Origin of the sequence: Streptomyces sp. NPDC002088 (assembly GCF_040296605.1) — a bacterium.
Taxonomy (GTDB): Bacteria; Actinomycetota; Actinomycetes; order Streptomycetales; family Streptomycetaceae; genus Streptomyces.
Window position 1 is genome coordinate 158,442 of the sequence record NZ_JBEOXO010000009.1, and the last position, 16,638, is coordinate 175,079.

At 69.7% G+C, this 16,638-nt stretch carries 20 protein-coding genes; 11 read left to right on the forward strand and 9 right to left on the reverse strand.

What is annotated here, in order from left to right; genetic code table 11:
- Positions 1-155: 155 nt before the first annotated feature.
- Genes ABT114_RS21190 through ABT114_RS21205 form a run of 4 tightly spaced genes read left to right on the forward strand, consistent with a single transcriptional unit; the run spans position 156 to position 2,397 of the window.
- Positions 156-1,166 carry an acyl-CoA desaturase gene (locus ABT114_RS21190; protein ID WP_351144348.1) on the forward strand — a complete coding sequence of 337 codons (1,011 nt, stop codon included), beginning with the start codon at positions 156-158 and terminating at the stop codon, positions 1,164-1,166.
- A complete protein-coding gene (locus ABT114_RS21195) occupies positions 1,163-1,840 on the forward strand; it encodes a TetR family transcriptional regulator (RefSeq protein WP_351144349.1) in 678 nt (225 codons plus the stop codon). The genes ABT114_RS21190 and ABT114_RS21195 overlap by 4 nt, the downstream gene beginning before the upstream one ends.
- A gap of 54 nt (positions 1,841-1,894) precedes the next feature.
- Positions 1,895-2,149, forward strand: a complete 255-nt coding sequence (locus tag ABT114_RS21200) for a type II toxin-antitoxin system Phd/YefM family antitoxin (protein WP_351144350.1) — start codon at positions 1,895-1,897, stop codon at positions 2,147-2,149.
- A complete protein-coding gene (locus ABT114_RS21205; RefSeq protein WP_351144351.1) occupies positions 2,146-2,397 on the forward strand; it encodes a type II toxin-antitoxin system RelE family toxin in 252 nt (83 codons plus the stop codon). Before ABT114_RS21200 ends, ABT114_RS21205 begins: the two co-directional genes overlap by 4 nt.
- Before the next feature lie 10 nt (positions 2,398-2,407).
- Here ABT114_RS21205 and ABT114_RS21210 read toward each other — a convergent pair whose 3' ends face one another.
- Positions 2,408-3,226, reverse strand: coding sequence for a trans-aconitate 2-methyltransferase (locus ABT114_RS21210; RefSeq protein ID WP_351144352.1), 819 nt, complete (start codon positions 3,224-3,226; stop codon positions 2,408-2,410).
- 117 nt (positions 3,227-3,343) lie between these two features.
- On the opposite strand from ABT114_RS21210, the gene ABT114_RS21215 reads away from it, so the two are divergent.
- Positions 3,344-3,841, forward strand: coding sequence for a MarR family winged helix-turn-helix transcriptional regulator (locus ABT114_RS21215; RefSeq protein ID WP_351144353.1), 498 nt, complete (start codon positions 3,344-3,346; stop codon positions 3,839-3,841).
- Positions 3,842-3,944: 103 nt separating this feature from the next.
- Here the strand turns inward: ABT114_RS21215 and ABT114_RS21220 are convergent, their stop codons facing one another.
- Positions 3,945-4,718 (reverse strand): LuxR C-terminal-related transcriptional regulator, encoded by a 774-nt coding sequence (locus tag ABT114_RS21220; RefSeq protein ID WP_351144354.1) that lies wholly within the window; start codon positions 4,716-4,718, stop codon positions 3,945-3,947.
- 258 nt (positions 4,719-4,976) lie between these two features.
- Between ABT114_RS21220 and ABT114_RS21225 the strand changes: the two genes are divergently transcribed.
- Both ABT114_RS21225 and ABT114_RS21230 read left to right on the forward strand, forming a co-directional pair.
- Entirely contained in the window at positions 4,977-5,432 is a 456-nt protein-coding gene (locus ABT114_RS21225; protein ID WP_351144533.1) for a GNAT family N-acetyltransferase, read from the forward strand.
- Positions 5,433-5,489: 57 nt separating this feature from the next.
- Positions 5,490-5,744, forward strand: coding sequence for a hypothetical protein (locus ABT114_RS21230; RefSeq protein ID WP_351144355.1), 255 nt, complete (start codon positions 5,490-5,492; stop codon positions 5,742-5,744).
- 90 nt (positions 5,745-5,834) lie between these two features.
- On the opposite strand, the gene galK is transcribed toward ABT114_RS21230, so the two are convergent.
- Genes galK through galT form a run of 3 tightly spaced genes read right to left on the reverse strand, consistent with a single transcriptional unit; the run spans position 5,835 to position 9,030 of the window.
- The gene (gene galK / locus ABT114_RS21235; RefSeq protein WP_351144356.1) at positions 5,835-6,995 is read right to left on the reverse strand and encodes a galactokinase; all 1,161 of its coding nucleotides are present in this window, start codon (positions 6,993-6,995) and stop codon (positions 5,835-5,837) included.
- Positions 6,995-7,972 (reverse strand): UDP-glucose 4-epimerase GalE, encoded by a 978-nt coding sequence (gene galE / locus ABT114_RS21240; RefSeq protein WP_351144357.1) that lies wholly within the window; start codon positions 7,970-7,972, stop codon positions 6,995-6,997. Before galE ends, galK begins: the two co-directional genes overlap by 1 nt.
- A complete protein-coding gene (gene galT / locus ABT114_RS21245) occupies positions 7,969-9,030 on the reverse strand; it encodes a galactose-1-phosphate uridylyltransferase (protein WP_351144358.1) in 1,062 nt (353 codons plus the stop codon). The genes galE and galT overlap by 4 nt, the downstream gene beginning before the upstream one ends.
- Positions 9,031-9,151: 121 nt before the next feature.
- On the opposite strand from galT, the gene ABT114_RS21250 reads away from it, so the two are divergent.
- Both ABT114_RS21250 and ABT114_RS21255 read left to right on the forward strand, forming a co-directional pair.
- Complete coding sequence (locus ABT114_RS21250) at positions 9,152-10,831, forward strand: sodium:solute symporter family protein (RefSeq protein WP_351144359.1); 1,680 nt, start codon at positions 9,152-9,154, stop codon at positions 10,829-10,831.
- Between the two features lie 21 nt (positions 10,832-10,852).
- Entirely contained in the window at positions 10,853-11,179 is a 327-nt protein-coding gene (locus ABT114_RS21255; RefSeq protein WP_351144360.1) for a hypothetical protein, read from the forward strand.
- A 70-nt stretch (positions 11,180-11,249) separates the two neighbouring features.
- On the opposite strand, the gene ABT114_RS21260 is transcribed toward ABT114_RS21255, so the two are convergent.
- Entirely contained in the window at positions 11,250-11,666 is a 417-nt protein-coding gene (locus ABT114_RS21260) for an ATP-binding protein (protein WP_351144361.1), read from the reverse strand.
- A 199-nt stretch (positions 11,667-11,865) separates the two neighbouring features.
- On the opposite strand from ABT114_RS21260, the gene ABT114_RS21265 reads away from it, so the two are divergent.
- Both ABT114_RS21265 and ABT114_RS21270 read left to right on the forward strand, forming a co-directional pair.
- The gene (locus ABT114_RS21265; protein WP_351144362.1) at positions 11,866-12,717 is read left to right on the forward strand and encodes a helix-turn-helix domain-containing protein; all 852 of its coding nucleotides are present in this window, start codon (positions 11,866-11,868) and stop codon (positions 12,715-12,717) included.
- A gap of 8 nt (positions 12,718-12,725) precedes the next feature.
- Positions 12,726-12,941 carry a DUF397 domain-containing protein gene (locus tag ABT114_RS21270; protein ID WP_351144534.1) on the forward strand — a complete coding sequence of 72 codons (216 nt, stop codon included), beginning with the start codon at positions 12,726-12,728 and terminating at the stop codon, positions 12,939-12,941.
- A gap of 420 nt (positions 12,942-13,361) precedes the next feature.
- On the opposite strand, the gene ABT114_RS21275 is transcribed toward ABT114_RS21270, so the two are convergent.
- The 3 genes from ABT114_RS21275 to ABT114_RS21285 all read right to left on the reverse strand — a co-directional run bounded on the left by ABT114_RS21275 (position 13,362) and on the right by ABT114_RS21285 (position 16,625).
- Entirely contained in the window at positions 13,362-13,589 is a 228-nt protein-coding gene (locus tag ABT114_RS21275; protein WP_351144363.1) for a ferrous iron transport protein A, read from the reverse strand.
- Positions 13,590-13,764: 175 nt separating this feature from the next.
- A complete protein-coding gene (locus tag ABT114_RS21280) occupies positions 13,765-14,460 on the reverse strand; it encodes a helix-turn-helix transcriptional regulator (RefSeq protein ID WP_351144364.1) in 696 nt (231 codons plus the stop codon).
- A gap of 356 nt (positions 14,461-14,816) precedes the next feature.
- Positions 14,817-16,625, reverse strand: a complete 1,809-nt coding sequence (locus tag ABT114_RS21285; RefSeq protein ID WP_351144365.1) for an ABC-F family ATP-binding cassette domain-containing protein — start codon at positions 16,623-16,625, stop codon at positions 14,817-14,819.
- Positions 16,626-16,638 lie beyond the last annotated feature (13 nt).

Consider the following 16,638-nt stretch of genomic DNA (forward strand, 5'->3'; position numbering starts at 1 on the left):
ATAGGTGTCCATGCGGACGCGCAGGCTGTCGGGCTCTTGCCGCCGGACAACGCGCTGCCATACTTACGACGCCGTAGGTTACGGAACCGTAGGAAGCGGTGCACGGTTCCCGTAAACCGCACTCCTCTCCACCCTCGACCCCACAGGGGACGCCCATGACCACACGCCCCGACGTGATCAAAGACGCCCCGAAGGCGCCCGGTGACGAGCCCATGCCTTCCGCCACGCTCGGCGGCGAGCGGAAGGGTTCGGTCGAACAGATCACCCTTCTGCTGTTCATCGTCGTCCCGTTCCTCGCGCTCCTCGCCGCGGTACCGCTGGCGTGGGGCTGGGGGGTGAGCTGGCTGGACATCGGCCTGATGGTGTTCTTCTACTACCTGGGCTGTCACGGCATCACCATCGGTTTCCACCGTCACTTCACGCACGGTTCCTTCAAGGCCAACCGGCCCCTGAAGATCGCTCTGGCGATCGCGGGGTCGATGGCGGTGGAGGGCCCGCTGGTCCGCTGGGTCGCGGACCACCGCAAACACCACAAGTTCTCCGACGCCGAGGGCGACCCGCACTCCCCCTGGCGCTACGGCGAGACGGTCCCGGCACTGATGAAGGGCCTGTGGTGGGCGCACATCGGCTGGATGTTCGACGAGGAGCGGACCCCGCAGGACAAGTACGCACCGGACCTGATCAACGACCGGACGCTGCGGGCGATCTCCCGGCAGTTCATCCTGTGGACGATGCTGTCGCTGGGACTGCCCGCGCTGATCGGCGGCCTGGTGACGATGTCCTGGTGGGGCGCGTTCACCGGTTTCTTCTGGGGTTCGCTCGTCCGGGTGGCGCTGTTGCACCACGTCACGTGGTCGATCAACTCGATCTGTCACGCGGTCGGCAAGCGCCCGTTCAAGTCGCGGGACCGCTCGGGCAACGTGTGGTGGCTGGCGGTGCTGTCCTGCGGCGAGTCCTGGCACAACCTGCACCACGCCGACCCGACCTCCGCGCGGCACGGTGTGGAGCGCGGGCAGCTGGACTCCTCCGCGCGTCTCATCCGCTGGTTCGAGCAGCTGGGGTGGGCGTACGACGTGCGCTGGCCGTCACGCTCGCGTATCGATTCGCGCCGGAAGACGGGTGACGACGGCGCCCGAAGGAGGAGGGTGACCGCCGACGCGGCATGATTGACGGCGTGGCGACCGATCCCAGCAGTACCCCCAGCAATGAGAAGCCCCGGCGCGCACGTCGCACCCGTATGACGGGCGCGGAGAGGCGCCAGCAGCTCCTTGAGATCGGTCGCACCCTGTTCGCGGCGAAGGGCTTCGAGGGCACCTCCGTGGAGGAGATCGCGGCGAAGGCGGGGGTGTCCAAGCCGGTGGTGTACGAGCACTTCGGCGGCAAGGAGGGCCTGTACGCGGTGGTGGTGGACCGCGAGATGCGGCGCCTGCTGGACATGGTCACCGGCTCGCTCACCGCCGGTCACCCGCGCGAACTGTGCGAGCAGGCGGCCTTCGCCCTCCTGGACTACATCGAGGAGTACACGGACGGCTTCCGCATCCTGGTCCGCGACTCCCCCATCCCCCAGTCGACGGGTTCCTTCGCGTCTCTCATCTCGGACATCGCCACCCAGGTGGAGGACATCCTGGGCCGCGAGTTCAAGAGCCGCGGCTTCGACCCCAAGCTGGCCCCTCTCTACGCCCAGGCCCTGGTCGGCATGGTCGCCCTGACCGGCCAGTGGTGGCTGGACGTACGCCGCCCGAAGAAGGCGGAGGTCGCGGCGCATCTGGTGAACCTGGCGTGGCACGGGCTGGACGGGCTGGAGGCGAAGCCCCGGCTGATAGGCCACCGGAAGAGCTGAGCCGAACTGATGAACCAATAGACCACATGGTTAATCTTGTGAAACCATGTGGTCATGACTGAGATCGCGATCAGCGCAGCCCGTTCCCAGCTCGGCGACCTGGTCCGGCGCGCGGCCCATGGACGCGAGACCATCGCCCTCACCGACCATGGGCACGTCGCCGCACTTCTCGTGTCTCCTCAGGTGATAGAGGACTTCGAAGACGCCCTGGCGATCGCCGACTACCAGCGACGCAAGGCCGAGGGAACGCTCGAGCCGGGCATCCCCATGGCAGAGGTGCGCAAGCGACTGGGGCTCGACGGCCAGTGACCTACGAGATCGTCTTCGAACCGCGCGCCCTCAACTCCGCAGCCCGGTTCCTGAAGGAGGACCCGAGCGGCCTCGCGTTGGTCCTGGACACCATCGACAAGCTCGCCGACGACCCCCGTCCGGCCACCTCGATGCCGTACGGCTCCCCCAACCTCCGCCGCCTGCACATCGCCGACTACCGGGTCCTGTACGTCATCGATGACGACGTGATCCACATCCTCGTCACCCACCTGGGCCGGACACCATGACGCTGTGACGTCAGCCGGCGTCCTTGCGGGCGACCGCGAAGATGCGGCGGAACGGGAACGGGGTGCCGTGGGTGCCGGCCGGATAGGCCTCGCGCAGGGCGGCCCGGTATTCGGCGACGAACTCCTCGCGGGCCTCCAGGTCCTCGGCGAGGGCGGTGAGGACGGGGCGCAGTCCGGTGCCCTTCACCCAGTCGAGGACGGGGTCCTCGCCGGCCAGCAGATGGACGTACGTCGTCTCCCACACGTCCGCCGTGCAGCCGAGGTCGGCCAGGCGCTCCAGGTAGGTCTCGGGGGCGAGGACGGCGTCGTCGTGGCGCAGGGTCTCGGCCAGGCGGTCCTTCCAGCGGGCGGAGTGGGCCAGGGCGCGCATCAGCCGGTGGCTGGGGGCGTCGAAGTTGCCGGGCACCTGGAAGGCGAAGGTGCCGCCGGGCGCGAGGGCGGCGAGCCAGTCACCGAACCGGTCGATGTGCCCGGGCACCCACTGCAGCGTGGCGTTGCTGATGATCAGGTCGTACGTCTCCGTGGGCGTCCAGGTGCCCACGTCGGCGTGGGCGAAGTCGAGGCGGCCGCCGCCCGGGGTGGGGCCCGCGTACGCCTCCGCCCGCGCCAGCATCTCCGCGGAGTTGTCGTAGCCGGTGATGCGGGCGGTGGGCCAGCGTTCGGCGAGTACCGCGGTGACGTTGCCGGGGCCGCAGCCGAGGTCGGCGATGCGGGGCGGGCCTGCGGGCAGGTCCGGGACGCGGGCGAGGAGGTCGGCGAAGGGGCGGGCGCGGTGGCCGGCGTGACGCAGGTACTGGGCGGGGTCCCAGACGGGGCTGGTGGCAGGCATGGGTGGGCCTCCTCGGAAGTCACCGGACGTGAGGATCCGTCTCGATCTCCAGCCTGCCCCGCCAAGTATCTTGACGTCAAGAGACTTCATGTCGACACAACCACTACACTGATCGTCATGGAGGACGAGGTCGATCGGCTGGTCGGAGCATGGCGCCGCGAGCGCCCGGACCTCGACGTGGAACCGCTCGAGGTGCTGAGCCGGGTGAGCAGGCTGGCCCGGCACCTGGACCGCGCGCGCCGCCTCGCGTTCTCCGAACACAGCCTGGAGCCCTGGGAGTTCGACGTCCTGACCGCGCTCAGGCGCGCCGGAGCCCCGTACCAGCTCTCGCCGGGGCAGCTGCTCACCCAGACCCTGGTCACCTCCGGCACGATGACCAACCGCATCGACCGGCTGACGAAGAAGGGCCTGGTGGAGCGACTGCCGGACCCCAGCGACCGCCGTGGCGTGCTGGTGCGTCTCACGGCCGAGGGCCGGGACCGCGCGGACCAGGCGCTCGCCGGACTCCTCGAGCAGGAACGGGCGATCCTCGCCGAACTCTCCCACGCACAGCGCGCTGAACTGGCCGCACTGCTGCGCCAGTTGACCGCCCCGTTCGACAACATCCCTGGCTAGGACACGGCTAGGACACGGCTAGGACCTGGCCGGCCGATCACGCCGCAGAGGCGGGGCCGGCACGAACTCCCCCCCGCTCTCGGCTTCGCTCACGCAGACCGGGTCAGGCGCTGCTGCTTTCCTCCACCCCGATCCGCCCGGCAGGGCCCAGGTCGACCGGGCCGACCCCGGCCCGCCGCGCGAGCGCGACGGCGGCGAGGGTGGAGTGCACGCCCAGCTTCCCGAGGACGTTCTGCATATGGGTGCGCACGGTGTGCGGGGAGAGGAACAGCCGCTCGGCGACGGCCTTCCGGCCGAGCCCCGCGACCATGCAGCGCAGCACCTCCCGCTCGCGCGGCGTGAGGGACTCCACCAGTCGTTCGCTCTCGGTGCGGTGCTTACGGGCGGCCGTCAACTCGCGCAGGACGCCGGTGAGCAGGGCGGGCGGCAGATGCGTCTCGTCGCGCAGCACACCGCGGATCACGGTCAGCAGGCGCGACAGCGAGCAGTCCTTGGCGACCCAGCCGGAGGCCCCGGCCTGCAGGGCGAGCGCGGCCCGCCGCGGATCGTCCTTCTCGGCGAGGACGACCGTACGCACATGGGGCTGGCCGGAGCGGACCCCGGCGACGAGGGATATCCCGTCGACGAGCCCGTCCTCGCCCACCTCCTGCACGGACACCGCCGGCCGTATGCCCGGCACGCTGCCGCCCAGATCGGCGTCCACGAGCAGCACGTCGTACCGGCGGCCCTCGGCGGCCGCGCGCTCCAGGCTGCGCAGTGCTGCCGGGCCGCTGCCGGCCGCGGAGACGTCGACGTCCGGCTCCGCCGCCAGTGCCGCGGCGAGCGACTCGGCGAAGATACGGTGATCATCGACGACCAGGACTCGGATACGAACCACGAAACCCCCTTCCCCAGGCTCCCGAAGAGCGGGGGACACCCCACCGTCCGGAGGACGCCGACCGGCGCGGTTACGACGCCCGGGGACGGCGCCACCGCACGGCCGCCGCCGTGCAGAAACTGCTACCCCCATTGCGGGCGTCGTACCCGACTGTCTCGCCCCCTGATCAGCACCGGCCCCCACCGGTGCTGTCCATCAGAGTACGGCCGGGGGCCCACAGCGGAAGCGGATTTGCAGAACTGGTTGGCCAGGCCGTTTATGGTGTGCCGCATGTTTCGTATTGAGGCAGAAGTCGACAAAGAGCGGCGCGATCTGCTCCGTACGCGCCTGCGCGACACGAACACGGCTGCCTCCCCGGTGTTGCGCGCGTTGCGCAGCGCGACTGGCGACCGTCACATCCCCTTGCACGTCTGGGCGTCGGACAACACGGGCGAGCTGGCCGGCGGCCTGGTCGGCCACACCTGGACGACCTGGCTGCACGTCACCTACCTGTGGGTCGACGAACGCCATCGGGGGACGGGGCTGGGCTCCCGGCTGCTGGCCCGGGCGGAGCGCATCGCGCGCGACAAGCGGGACTGCCGGGGGGCGCGGGTGGAGACCTGGGACTTCCAGGCGCCCGGGTTCTACCGCAAGCGGGGGTACGAGGTGGTGTGCGTGATCCCCGACTATCCGCCGGGGATCACGGAGTACACGCTGACGAAGCGGCTCGGCTGAGCGTGTGCTCAGGCGCAGCTCAGCCGGATCTCAGACACGGCCCCTAGCGTGCGCCGCATGAGCATGCTGCGGAAGCTGAACTCCAAGCTCGCCGAGACGACCGGTTACCAGGTGCGCCGGCTGCCCGCCCCGACCAGCCCCCCGACCAGCCCCTCGGGCTCCCTGGGAGCGATACCCGAACCACGCGGACCGCGTCCGGCGAAGCCCGGCCCCGCGCCCCGGCACCTCGTGGACCCGGTGACCGACCGGCTGCTGGACCGGCCCGTCCCCGACGCCCTGCGGCGCATCTGCGGGGCGTGGGGTTATCTCTGACAGGTGCTCTGCTGACGGGCGCCCCGGTGTGCGACGCCCGGCCGCACAGCCGGGCTGAGGGTCCGGGAACCGGGTTCCCGGACCCGGCGTTCAGCCCAGCCGGGCAGCACCCGCCGAAGGCACCGCCTCGAACACCCGCGGCGTGGTGAAGCCGGCCGTGGCGAAGGCGTCCTCGACCGCCTTGGTGATGGTCTCGACGTCGGCCTCCTCGGCCAGGACGATCGCCGAGCCGCCGAAGCCGCCGCCGGTCATCCGGGCGCCCAGGGCGCCGGCGGACACCGCCGTGTCGACGACCAGGTCCAGCTCCGGGCAGGAGACACGGAAGTCGTCCCGCAGGGAGGCGTGGCCCTCGGTCAGGACCGGGCCGATCGCGCGGGTGTCGCCGGCTCGCAGCAGCGCCACGACCCGCTCCACGCGCTGGTCCTCGGTGACGACGTGGCGCACCAGGCGGCGCACCTCCTCCTCGTCGCCGAGCCGCTCCAGCGCCGCGTCGAGGTCGGCGTACGCGATGTCCCGCAGGGCGGTGACGCCGAGCAGGTCCGCGCCCTTCTCGCAGCCGGCGCGGCGCTTGCCGTACTCGCCGTCGCTGTGGGCGTGCTTGACCTGGGTGTCGACGACCAGCAGGCGCATCCCCAAGGCGGCCAGGTCGAAGGGGATCTGCTGCTGGGACAGGTCGCGGGTGTCGAGGAACAGGGCGTGGCCGGCCTCGCAGCAGGCCGACGCGGTCTGGTCCATGATGCCGGTGGGGGCGCCGACGTACACGTTCTCGGCGCGCTGGCACAGGCGGGCCAGCTGCCAGCGCTGAAGGCCGAGTTCGTACAGGTCGTTCAGGGCCAGCGCGACGACGACCTCCAGGGCCGCCGACGACGACAGGCCGGCGCCCGACGGGACCGTCGAGGACAGGTTGATGTCGGCGCCGGTGACGGCGTGGCCGGCCTCGCGCAGGGCCCAGACCACACCGGCGGGGTACGCCGTCCACCTCTTGTCGCTCTCCGGCGCGAGGTCGTCCAGGGACAGCTCGACGACGCCGCCCTCGACGTCCGCCGAGTGCAGCCGCAGACGGCCGTCCGTGCGCCGCGAGACCGCCGCGACCGCGGTGTACGGCAGCGCGAAGGGCATGACGAAGCCGTCGTTGTAATCGGTGTGCTCGCCGATGAGGTTGACCCGGCCCGGCGCCGACCAGACTCCCTCGGGCTCGGCCCCGTACAGCTCGGCGAAGCCTTCCCGGACCTGAACCTGCTGTGCCCCCACTACTGCTCCCTTGCGGTGCTTGCGATGTGCTGCGCGAACTCCCACGCGTCCGCGACGATCCCGGCGAGGTCCGCGCGGGACGGGTTCCAGCCCAGCTTCTCGCGGGCGGTGGCGGCCGAGGCCACCAGGACCGCGGGGTCGCCGCCGCGGCGCTCGGCGGCCACCTCGGGGATCGGGTGGCCGGTGACCTGGCGGACCGTCTCGATGACCTCGCGGACGGAGAAGCCGTTGCCGTTGCCGAGGTTGCAGATCAGGTGCTCGCCGGGCCGCGCGGCCTCGACCGCCAGCAGGTGGGCCTCGGCCAGGTCCGCGACGTGGATGTAGTCGCGGATGCAGGTGCCGTCGGGCGTCGGGTAGTCGTCGCCGAAGACCGAGATCGCGTCCCTGCGGCCCTGCGCGACCTGCAGGACGAGGGGGATCAGGTGGGACTCGGGGTCGTGGCGCTCGCCCTGCGCGCCGTAGGCGCCGGCCACGTTGAAGTAGCGCAGGGAGACCGCGCCCAGGCCGTGGGCGGCCGCCTCGCCGGTGATCATGTGGTCGACGGCGAGCTTCGAGGCGCCGTACGGCGAGGTCGGGGCCGTCGGGTCGGTCTCGGTGATCGGGCTGCTGACCGGCTCGCCGTAGGTGGCCGCCGTGGAGGAGAACACCAGCTTGCGCACGCCGGCGTCGCGCATGGCGCCGAGCAGCGCCATCGTGCCGCCGACGTTGTTGTCCCAGTACTTCTCCGGCTTCACGACCGACTCGCCGACCTGGGAGTAGGCGGCGAAGTGCAGGACCGCGTCGTAGGAGGAGTCCAGCCATTTGGCGGCGTCGCGGATGTCGCCCTCGATGAAGGCGGCACCGGCCGGCACGCCCTCGCGGAAGCCGGTCACGAGGTTGTCGAGGACGGTGACCTCGTCGCCGGCCTCCAGCAGGTGCTGGGCGACCACACTGCCGACATACCCCGCGCCACCGGTGACCAGGTACTTCCCACTCATGAACTCGCTACCTCTCGCAGTCGCTCGGCCGCGCGCTCCGGCGGCACGTCGTTGATGAACACGTTCATGCCGGACTCGGAACCCGCGAGGAACTTCAGCTTGCCGGAAGTGCGGCGGATGGTGAAAAGCTCGAGGTGAAGCGCGAAGTCGTCGCGATTGACCCCGTCGAACTCCTCCAGCGCGCCGAACGGTGCCTGATGCCAGCCGGCGATGTAGGGCGTCGGAGGCTCGCCTTCCCCGAAGATCCGGTCGAAGCGCCTCAAGAGTTCCAGATAGACCTGGGGGAACTCTGTGCGCGCCGCCTCGTCGAGCGCGAGCAGGTCGGGGACGCGGCGCTTCGGGTACAGGTGGACCTCGTACGGCCAGTGCGCCGCGTACGGCACGAAGGCCACCCAGTGTTCACCCTCAAGGACGACCCGCTCATCGGCGAGTTCCCGCTCCAGGACGGCGTCGAAGAGGTTCTCGCCGCCGGTCGCCTCCTTGTGTGCGGCCACTTGGCGGAGCATCAGGGCGGTGCGGGGGGTGGTGAAGGGGTAGGCGTAGATCTGCCCGTGCGGGTGACCGAGGGTCACTCCGATCTCGGCTCCGCGGTTCTCGAAGCAGAACACCTGTTCCACGGAGGGCAGATGCGACAGCTCGGACGTCCGGTCGGTCCACGCGTCCAGCACCAGGCGCGCCTGCTCCTCGCTCAGGTCGGCGAAGGAGGCGTTGTGGTCGGAGGTGAAGCAGACGACCTCGCAGCGGCCGGAGTCGCCGGCCAGCGAGGGGAAACGGTTCTCGAAGACGACGGCGTCGTACGACGAGTCCGGGATCTCGCTCAGCCGGTCGCCCTGCGAGGGGCACAGCGGGCACTCGTCGGCCGGGGGGTGGTAGGTGCGGCCCTGGCGGTGCGAGGCGACGGCGACCGAGTCGCCGAGCAGGGGGTCCCTGCGCACCTCCGAGGTGGTGACCGTGGGGTCCAGCGGACGCCGGTCCACCGCGTCGCGCACCGAGTCGTCCCGCAGGTCGTAATAGATCAGCTCACGACCGTCTGCCAGCCGGGTCGAGGTCTTCTTCACCGCGGCACTCCATCCGTACACCAAGCGAAGCATCAAACAGAACCGAACACATCAAACCACAAAACCCCACGCAGGTCACCCTCACAACCAAACAAAGAACACCAAGCAAGGTGAGCTCTGGATGCAAACCCCCACACCCCTGGCAGCGGAACTGACCCTGCCCACCAACGCCCTCGACTACGTGATCATGGCGATCTACTTCGTCGTCGTACTCGGCATCGGATTCGCGGCCCGCCGCTCGGTGAAGACCAGCCTCGACTTCTTCCTCTCCGGGCGCTCCCTGCCCGCCTGGATCACCGGTCTGGCGTTCGTCTCGGCCAACCTGGCCGCCACCGAGATCCTGGGCATGGCCGCCAACAGTGCCCAGTACGGGGCGTACACCGTGCACTGGTACTGGATCGGCGCCATCCCGGCGATGGTGTTCCTGGGCCTGGTGATGATGCCGTTCTACTACGGCTCGAAGGTCCGCTCGGTCCCCGAGTTCCTGCTGCTCCGCTTCGACAAGGGTGCCCACCTGCTGAGCTCGGCCCTGTTCGCCTTCGCCGCCATCCTGATCTCCGGCGTCAACCTCTACGCCCTCGCGATCGTCGTCGAGGCGCTGCTCGGCTGGCCGCAGTGGGTGGCCATCGTCGTCGCCGGCTTCTTCGTCCTCGCGTACATCACCCTCGGCGGCCTGTCCTCGGCGATCTACAACGAGGTCCTCCAGTTCTTCGTGATCCTGGCGGCCCTCATCCCGCTGTCGATCCTCGGCCTGAAGAGGGTGGGCGGCTGGGGTGGCCTGACGGACTCCCTGACGAAGACCCACGGCGACAACTTCGTCACCGCCTGGGGCGGCACGGGCATCGGCAGCGAGAACCCGCTGGGCGCGAACTGGCTGACGATCGTCCTGGGCCTCGGCTTCGTCCTGTCCTTCGGCTACTGGACGACGAACTTCGCGGAGGTGCAGCGCGCCCTGTCCGCGAAGAACCTCTCCGCGGCCCAGCGCACCCCGCTGATCGCCGCGTACCCGAAGATCTTCATCGTGTTCCTGGTGATGATCCCGGGCCTGGTGGCGGCGGTCCTGGTCCCGAAGATCGGCACGGCCGGCTCGGGCCTCCAGTACAACGACGCCATCCCCTATCTCATGCAGGAGCTGCTGCCCAACGGCGTGCTCGGCATCGCGGTGACCGGTCTGCTCGCCGCCTTCATGGCCGGCATGGCGGCCAACGTCTCGTCCTTCAACACGGTGTTCACCAACGACATCTGGGCGAGGTACGTGGTCCAGGGCCGGGAGGACACCTACTACGTCCGCTTCGGCCGGCTCATCACCGCGATCGGCGTCTTCGCGTCGATCGGCACGGCCTTCCTGGCCTCCTCCTTCTCCAACATCATGGCCTACCTCCAGACGCTGTTCTCCTTCTTCAACGTGCCGATGTTCGTGGTCTTCATCGTCGGCATGTTCTGGAAGCGCGCGTCGGTGAAGTCCGGCTTCTGGGGCCTGCTGGCAGGCACCACGGCGGCGATGATCAACTACTTCGTCATCTACAAGCAGGGCATCATCGACATCCCCACCGACCAGGGCGCCAACTTCGTCTCGGCGATCGCCGGATTCGTCGCGGGCGCGGTCGTCATGGTGGCGGTGTCCCTGTTCACCGCACCGAAGCCGGCCGACGACCTCCAGGGCCTGGTCTACGGCACCGTCTCCCCCGGCATGGCCGAGCCGCCCGCCGTCGGCGACGACGCCTGGTACCGCAAGCCGGCCCTGCTGGGCTGGGGTGCGGTGATCCTGGCCGTCATCTGCTACATCCCGTTCTCGTTCTGATCGCGGGAGGATGGAGAGACCATGTCCGAACACCACGGCTACTCCGAGAAGGACGTCCAGCGCGAGGTCACCGACCTGGAGAGCAAGTCCGCCACCGCGGCCCGGATCTTCGACCTGCGCCGGATCATCGGCGGCCTGTTCGTGATCTACGGCATCATCGTCATGATCGCCGGATTCACCGCGTCCGACGCCTCCCTCAACAAGTCCGAGGGCGTCAACATCAACCTGTGGACGGGGCTCGGCATGCTGCTCCTGGGCCTGTTCTTCCTGGCCTGGCTGAAGCTGCGCCCGATGGCTCCGCCGGCTGCGCCACCGGAGGCGCCGCCGGAGGAGAGTGCGTCCGAGTAGCGCGCGTAGGGGTTTACGGGGTTGGAGTCGGGTTGGCGGCTTCGGCCCCGCAGGGCAGCGCGGGGTCCTTCTACGCCACCCCCAGCTCACACCACACGTACTTGCCCCGGTTGCCGAACCTGGACAGCGGATGCCAGCCCCAGACGTCCGCGCAGGCACGTGCGAGCACCATGCCCCGGCCGCCTTCGGCGTCGTCCGTGAGGTCCTCCAACCTCCCCGGCGGCTCGGGCGGTTCGGGGTCCGCGTCCCACGCGCCGATGCGCAGGACACCGCCCGACCAGCGCACCCGCAGGGCCGCGGGGCCTTTGGTGTGCAGTACGGCGTTGGAGATCAGCTCCGAGGCGATGAGTTCCGCTGTGTCGGCAAGGCCGATCAGGCCGTGCATCGTCAGGATGAGGCGGAGGGTGCGGCGGCTGATCGTGACGGCTCGGGGGTCGTTGGGGATGTAGAGGGAGTACTCCCAGGAGTCAGGGACGGTTTCGGGCATGGGTCAGCTCCAGGTCGGGGTGGATGAGTGGGGGTACGGGCGGTGGCAGTGCCGCATCCGTCATGGCAGGACGGAGTGGTGCGCTTCCGCAGCGTGAATGTCGCGTCACTGAAGGTAGGGCAACAATTTCTGCCCGTGCAACCTCTTGCCGTAATCTGGCACCCGAACGAGGCACCACGACAAGGACGTTGGGGAGTACATGGCGGCGAGGAGCCATCCCACCGCGCGGCAGGTGCGCCTGGGGACTGAATTGCGCAAGCTGCGTGAGGCCGCCGGCCTGAAAGCCCGCGAGGTGGCGGCATTCCTGAACTCGACCTCGGCGCAGATGAGTCAGGTGGAGGCGGGCATCGCGGCCGTCAGCGCGGAACGCATCCGCCGACTCGCAGCCCATTACGCCTGCACGAACGAGGCATTGATCGATGCACTCGCGGACATGGCCGGTGATCGCAAACGCGGCTGGTGGGACGACTACCGGGGAGTGTTGCCTCAGGTGAACCTGGACGTGGCGGAGGCGGAGCACCATGCGACGTTCCTGCGCGAGGTCGTCATCACCCACGTTCCCGGGCTGCTCCAGACCCCCGACTACGCCCGAGCGGTCTTCCGATACATGCGCCCTGAGCTACCCGAGAGCGAGTTGGCGCCCCGGGTGGAGCACCGGATGCGGCGACGCGCCGTCATTGAGGGCGACAGCGCCACGCCGTACGAGACGATCGTCCACGAGTTCGCCTTGCGCATCCGGGTTGCCGACCGCCAGGCGTCCCTCAATCAACTCCGTTGGATCCTCGACCAGATCGAGCAAGGTCATGCGACCGTACGCGTCATCCCTACCGACCAGGACGGCTTCGCCGGCGCCGACGCGTCAATGATGTACATGGGTGGTCCGCTGCCCCCACTGGACACAGGTCTGCGTGACGCCCCCACCGGCACCCTGTTCATCGATGCAGAAGCGCAGTTGGAACGGCTCCGAACACTCTTCCTTAAAGTGGAGAAGGCGTCGCTGGAACCCACGGCGTCGCGGGACTTCATTCGCCGTCTGACGAAGGAACTGTGAGCCGCACCATGAACCACGCCCTGCGCTGGCAAAAGTCCACGTTCTCCGGCGGCGGCGAAGGAAACACCTGCGTCGAACTCGCCGCCACCCTCACCCCCACCACCCTCCACCTCCGCGAAAGCGACACCCCCGCCACCGTCCTCACCACCACCCCCACCCCCCTCGCCCACCTCCTGCACGCGATACGCACCGGGACCCTGCCCGAACGCCCGCCGAAGGCGTGACCGCGACCCCCGCCCGCACACGACGGTCGGCGGCCATGGTTGCCGCCGGGGAAAGCGGTGCCGACGGATTCGTACGCATGGTCCACCGAGGCGACGACGTAGCCGCGACTCGCGAGATCCTCGGCGATCGAGGTGAGTGTGGTGCGCGGCATCGTCGGTCATGTATGCCGCCGGTGAGCCACTCGCCGAGCGCGCTGGGTAGGCAGTCGAGGGCGGAACTTTCGGCCGTGGCGAACGCCGGCCCTCGGGACGCCTTCTTGGGATGTTGTTGGCGAATTCCGCCCGACGGCTCAGGGGCGCCTCGCACCCGTTCCAGTGGCCCGGGGTGTGCCGTCGGCGAGTGTGACACATTCCCGAAAAGTGTCACACTGCGCGGACCTACGAGGGAGGCGCGGCGGATTCGCCAACAGCATCCGCCTCCTACGTCCCGGGGGTCGACTCGGGGCGCAGGTATCGGTCCCAGATCTGGGCCTTGCGGTACGGGCCGCCGCCGGCGCTGTCGTACTGCGGCCTGTCGAAGGCGACCCAGTACGACAACTCGCCGGCATGGGCGAGCGGGTGCTCCACAGGCTCGGGCGCGCTCATCTCGTCGATCGTGCCCAGGAACTCGTTCTGCCACGGCCCGTCCCACTCCGGATCACGAACCACGGTCACTCTGCTACCCGCGGCCAGCGCGTCCCTCGGCCACACCTGACTCGGAGGGCGGCCCGGGACGGGCCCGGTGGCCCGTCCGCCTCGGGCGTTCGTCGAGTCGGATGAGGAGGAATCAACCATGCAGCCAGCCTCCCCGGAAAGGTTTCCCACACCACCGGTCAACGAACGGCTAAGACCCCAGCCCCGCTTCCGGCTGCGGCAGCGGGCCCGCTCTGTCCAGTAGGCCCGTCCTGGCCGCCAGGGCCGCTGCCTCCAGGCGGGAGCCCACGCCCAGTTTCATCAGGACGCGTTGGACGTGAGTGCGGGCGGTGGAGGGGGCTATGCCCATGCCGGCCGCGATCAGGCGGGTGTCCTCGCCGTCGGCCACGCGGACCAGGACCTCGACCTCCCTCGGGGTCAGCATCTGAAGCAGGCGCTGGCCCTCGTCGTCGGGCTGGGCCGCCGGGTTGAGCAGTTCGCTGAAGGCGCCCTGGAGGAGCTGGGGGGCTACGGCCGCCTCGCCCGCCCTCGCCTTCATGATCGCTCGTTCCACGCCCTCTATGCGTTCGTCGTGCCGTACGTAGCCCGAGGCGCCCGCGGCGAAGGCCGCCGCGATACCGCGTGGGCTGGGTACGGGGCCCAGGACCAGGACCGCGACCTGCGGGCGCTCCCGTTTGATCCGGATCACCGGGTCGAAAATCCCCGGCTCGGCCGGTGTCGCCGTGCCCAGCAGGCACACCTCAGGTGCGCGGGTGATCACCAGTTCCGCCGCGCCGGCGGCGGGTGCCGCCGCGGCCAGTACCCGGTGACCCCGCAGCTTCAGCGCCGAGGCCAGCGCCTCGGCGAGCAGGCGGTGGTCGTCGACCACCATCAGCCGCACTCCCACAGAGCAACCCCCCAGTCCCCCCAATGGATGCCCACTATGGATGCCCACTGGTCCGCATGGACAGCGGGCGCCCCCCGGCACCCCCCGCCCTTCATGCCCCCGGAAGCTACACGCTTGTTCGACGTTACGCTGCCCCTACTCGTGAGAAGTGCCCCGGATCGCCGAAATTCCTCGCATTCGAGGGTGATGAGCGGTACGCGCACGGCCCCACCCCTGAGCAGGGACGGGGCCGTGTTTCCGGGCGGCGGGCGCCCGGTCAGCCACCGGTGGCGAGCGCGATCACCAAGTCCTCCTTGTCGCCCGAACCGGTCAACGCCTTACTGGCGTAGACCTGGGTCACGCGACCTGCCCCGAGGTCACGCGTCCTCGGCGAGTTCCAGCCAGCGCAGCTCCAGCTCCTCGCGCTCGCCGGACAACTCCCGCAGCTGGGTGTCGAGTTCGGCGACCTTCGCGAAGTCCGTGGCGTTGTCGGCGATCTGGGTGTGCAGCTTGGACTCCTTCTCGGAGATCTTGTCCAACTGCCGCTCGATCTTCTGGAGTTCCTTCTTGGCGGCACGCTGGTCGGCGGCGCTCTTCTCGGTCGCGGGCCTGGCCGGAGCCGCGGGCGCGACGGCGGCGGCCGCCGCCTCCTCCATGCGCTGCCGCCGCTCCAGGTACTCGTCGATGCCGCGCGGCAGCATCCGCAGGGTGGCGTCGCCGAGCAGGGCGAACACCCGGTCGGTGGTGCGCTCGACGAAGAACCGGTCGTGGGAGATGACGATCATCGAGCCGGGCCAGCCGTCGAGGACGTCCTCGAGCTGGGTGAGGGTCTCGATGTCGAGGTCGTTGGTGGGCTCGTCGAGGAAGAGGACGTTGGGCTCGTCCATGAGCAGGCGCAGCAGCTGAAGGCGGCGGCGCTCACCGCCGGACAGGTCGCCCACCGGCGTCCACTGCTTCTCCTTGTTGAAGCCGAACGTCTCGCACAGCTGCCCGGCGGTCATCTCGCGCCCCTTGCCGAGGTCGACGCGCTCGCGCACCCGCTGGACGGCTTCCAGGACCCGCAGCTTCGGGTCGAGTTCGGCGACCTCCTGGGAGAGGTAGGCAAGCTTGACGGTCCGGCCGACCTTGACGCTTCCGGCGGCGGGCTGCGCCTCGCCCTCGGTGCGGGCCGCCTCGGCCATGGCCCGCAGCAGCGACGTCTTCCCGGCGCCGTTGACGCCGACGAGGCCGATGCGGTCGCCGGGGCCGAGCTGCCAGGTGACGTGCTTGAGCAGCACCTTGGGACCGGCCTGGACGGTGACGTCCTCGAGGTCGAAGACGGTCTTGCCGAGCCGGGAGGACGCGAACTTCATCAGCTCGCTGCTGTCGCGCGGCGGCGGCACATCGGCGATCAGCTCGTTGGCGGCCTCGACCCGGAAGCGCGGCTTGGACGTGCGCGCGGGCGCCCCGCGCCGCAGCCAGGCCAGCTCCTTGCGGACCAGGTTCTGCCGCTTGACCTCCTCGGTCGCGGCGATGCGCTCGCGCTCGGCGCGGGCGAAGACGTAGTCGGAGTAGCCGCCCTCGTACTCGTGGACGTCACCGCGCTGGACGTCCCACATGCGCGTGCAGACCTGGTCGAGGAACCAGCGGTCGTGGGTGACGCAGACGAGCGCGGACCGGCGCTCGCGCAGGTGCTGCGCGAGCCAGGCGATGCCCTCGACGTCGAGGTGGTTGGTCGGCTCGTCGAGGACGATCAGGTCCTGCTCGTCGATGAGCAGCTTGGCGAGCGCGATACGGCGGCGCTCACCGCCGGAGAGCGGGCCGATGACGGTGTCGAGACCCTGCGGGAAGCCGGGCAGGTCGAGCCCGCCGAACAGGCCGGTCAGTACGTCCCTGATCTTGGCGTTGCCCGCCCACTCGTGGTCGGCCAGGTCACGGATGACCTCGTGCCGGACGGTGGCCTCGGGGTCCAGGGAGTCGTGCTGGGTGAGCACGCCCATCCGCAGCCCGCCGTTGTGGGTGACACGGCCGGAGTCGGCCTCCTCCAGTTTGGCGAGCATGCGGATCAGCGTGGTCTTGCCGTCGCCGTTGCGACCGACCACACCGATCCGATCGCCCTCGGACACGCCGAGCGAGATGCCGTCGAGGAGGGTACGGGTGCCGTACACCTTGCTGACGTTCTCGACATTGACGAGGTTGACGGCCATTTCACTCCTGCGC

What these genes read in the sequence shown, in the direction of transcription:
- ABT114_RS21190 (WP_351144348.1), top strand. Translation starts at nt 156, where the DNA reads ATGACCACACGCCCCGACGTGATCAAAGACGCCCCGAAGGCGCCCGGT.
- ABT114_RS21195 (WP_351144349.1), top strand. Translation starts at nt 1,163, where the DNA reads ATGATTGACGGCGTGGCGACCGATCCCAGCAGTACCCCCAGCAATGAG.
- ABT114_RS21200 (WP_351144350.1), top strand. Translation starts at nt 1,895, where the DNA reads ATGACTGAGATCGCGATCAGCGCAGCCCGTTCCCAGCTCGGCGACCTG.
- ABT114_RS21210 (WP_351144352.1), bottom strand. Translation starts at nt 3,226, where the DNA reads ATGCCTGCCACCAGCCCCGTCTGGGACCCCGCCCAGTACCTGCGTCAC.
- ABT114_RS21215 (WP_351144353.1), top strand. Translation starts at nt 3,344, where the DNA reads ATGGAGGACGAGGTCGATCGGCTGGTCGGAGCATGGCGCCGCGAGCGC.
- ABT114_RS21225 (WP_351144533.1), top strand. Translation starts at nt 4,977, where the DNA reads ATGGTGTGCCGCATGTTTCGTATTGAGGCAGAAGTCGACAAAGAGCGG.
- ABT114_RS21230 (WP_351144355.1), top strand. Translation starts at nt 5,490, where the DNA reads ATGAGCATGCTGCGGAAGCTGAACTCCAAGCTCGCCGAGACGACCGGT.
- galE (WP_351144357.1), bottom strand. Translation starts at nt 7,972, where the DNA reads ATGAGTGGGAAGTACCTGGTCACCGGTGGCGCGGGGTATGTCGGCAGT.
- ABT114_RS21250 (WP_351144359.1), top strand. Translation starts at nt 9,152, where the DNA reads ATGCAAACCCCCACACCCCTGGCAGCGGAACTGACCCTGCCCACCAAC.
- ABT114_RS21255 (WP_351144360.1), top strand. Translation starts at nt 10,853, where the DNA reads ATGTCCGAACACCACGGCTACTCCGAGAAGGACGTCCAGCGCGAGGTC.
- ABT114_RS21260 (WP_351144361.1), bottom strand. Translation starts at nt 11,666, where the DNA reads ATGCCCGAAACCGTCCCTGACTCCTGGGAGTACTCCCTCTACATCCCC.
- ABT114_RS21265 (WP_351144362.1), top strand. Translation starts at nt 11,866, where the DNA reads ATGGCGGCGAGGAGCCATCCCACCGCGCGGCAGGTGCGCCTGGGGACT.
- ABT114_RS21270 (WP_351144534.1), top strand. Translation starts at nt 12,726, where the DNA reads ATGAACCACGCCCTGCGCTGGCAAAAGTCCACGTTCTCCGGCGGCGGC.
- ABT114_RS21285 (WP_351144365.1), bottom strand. Translation starts at nt 16,625, where the DNA reads ATGGCCGTCAACCTCGTCAATGTCGAGAACGTCAGCAAGGTGTACGGC.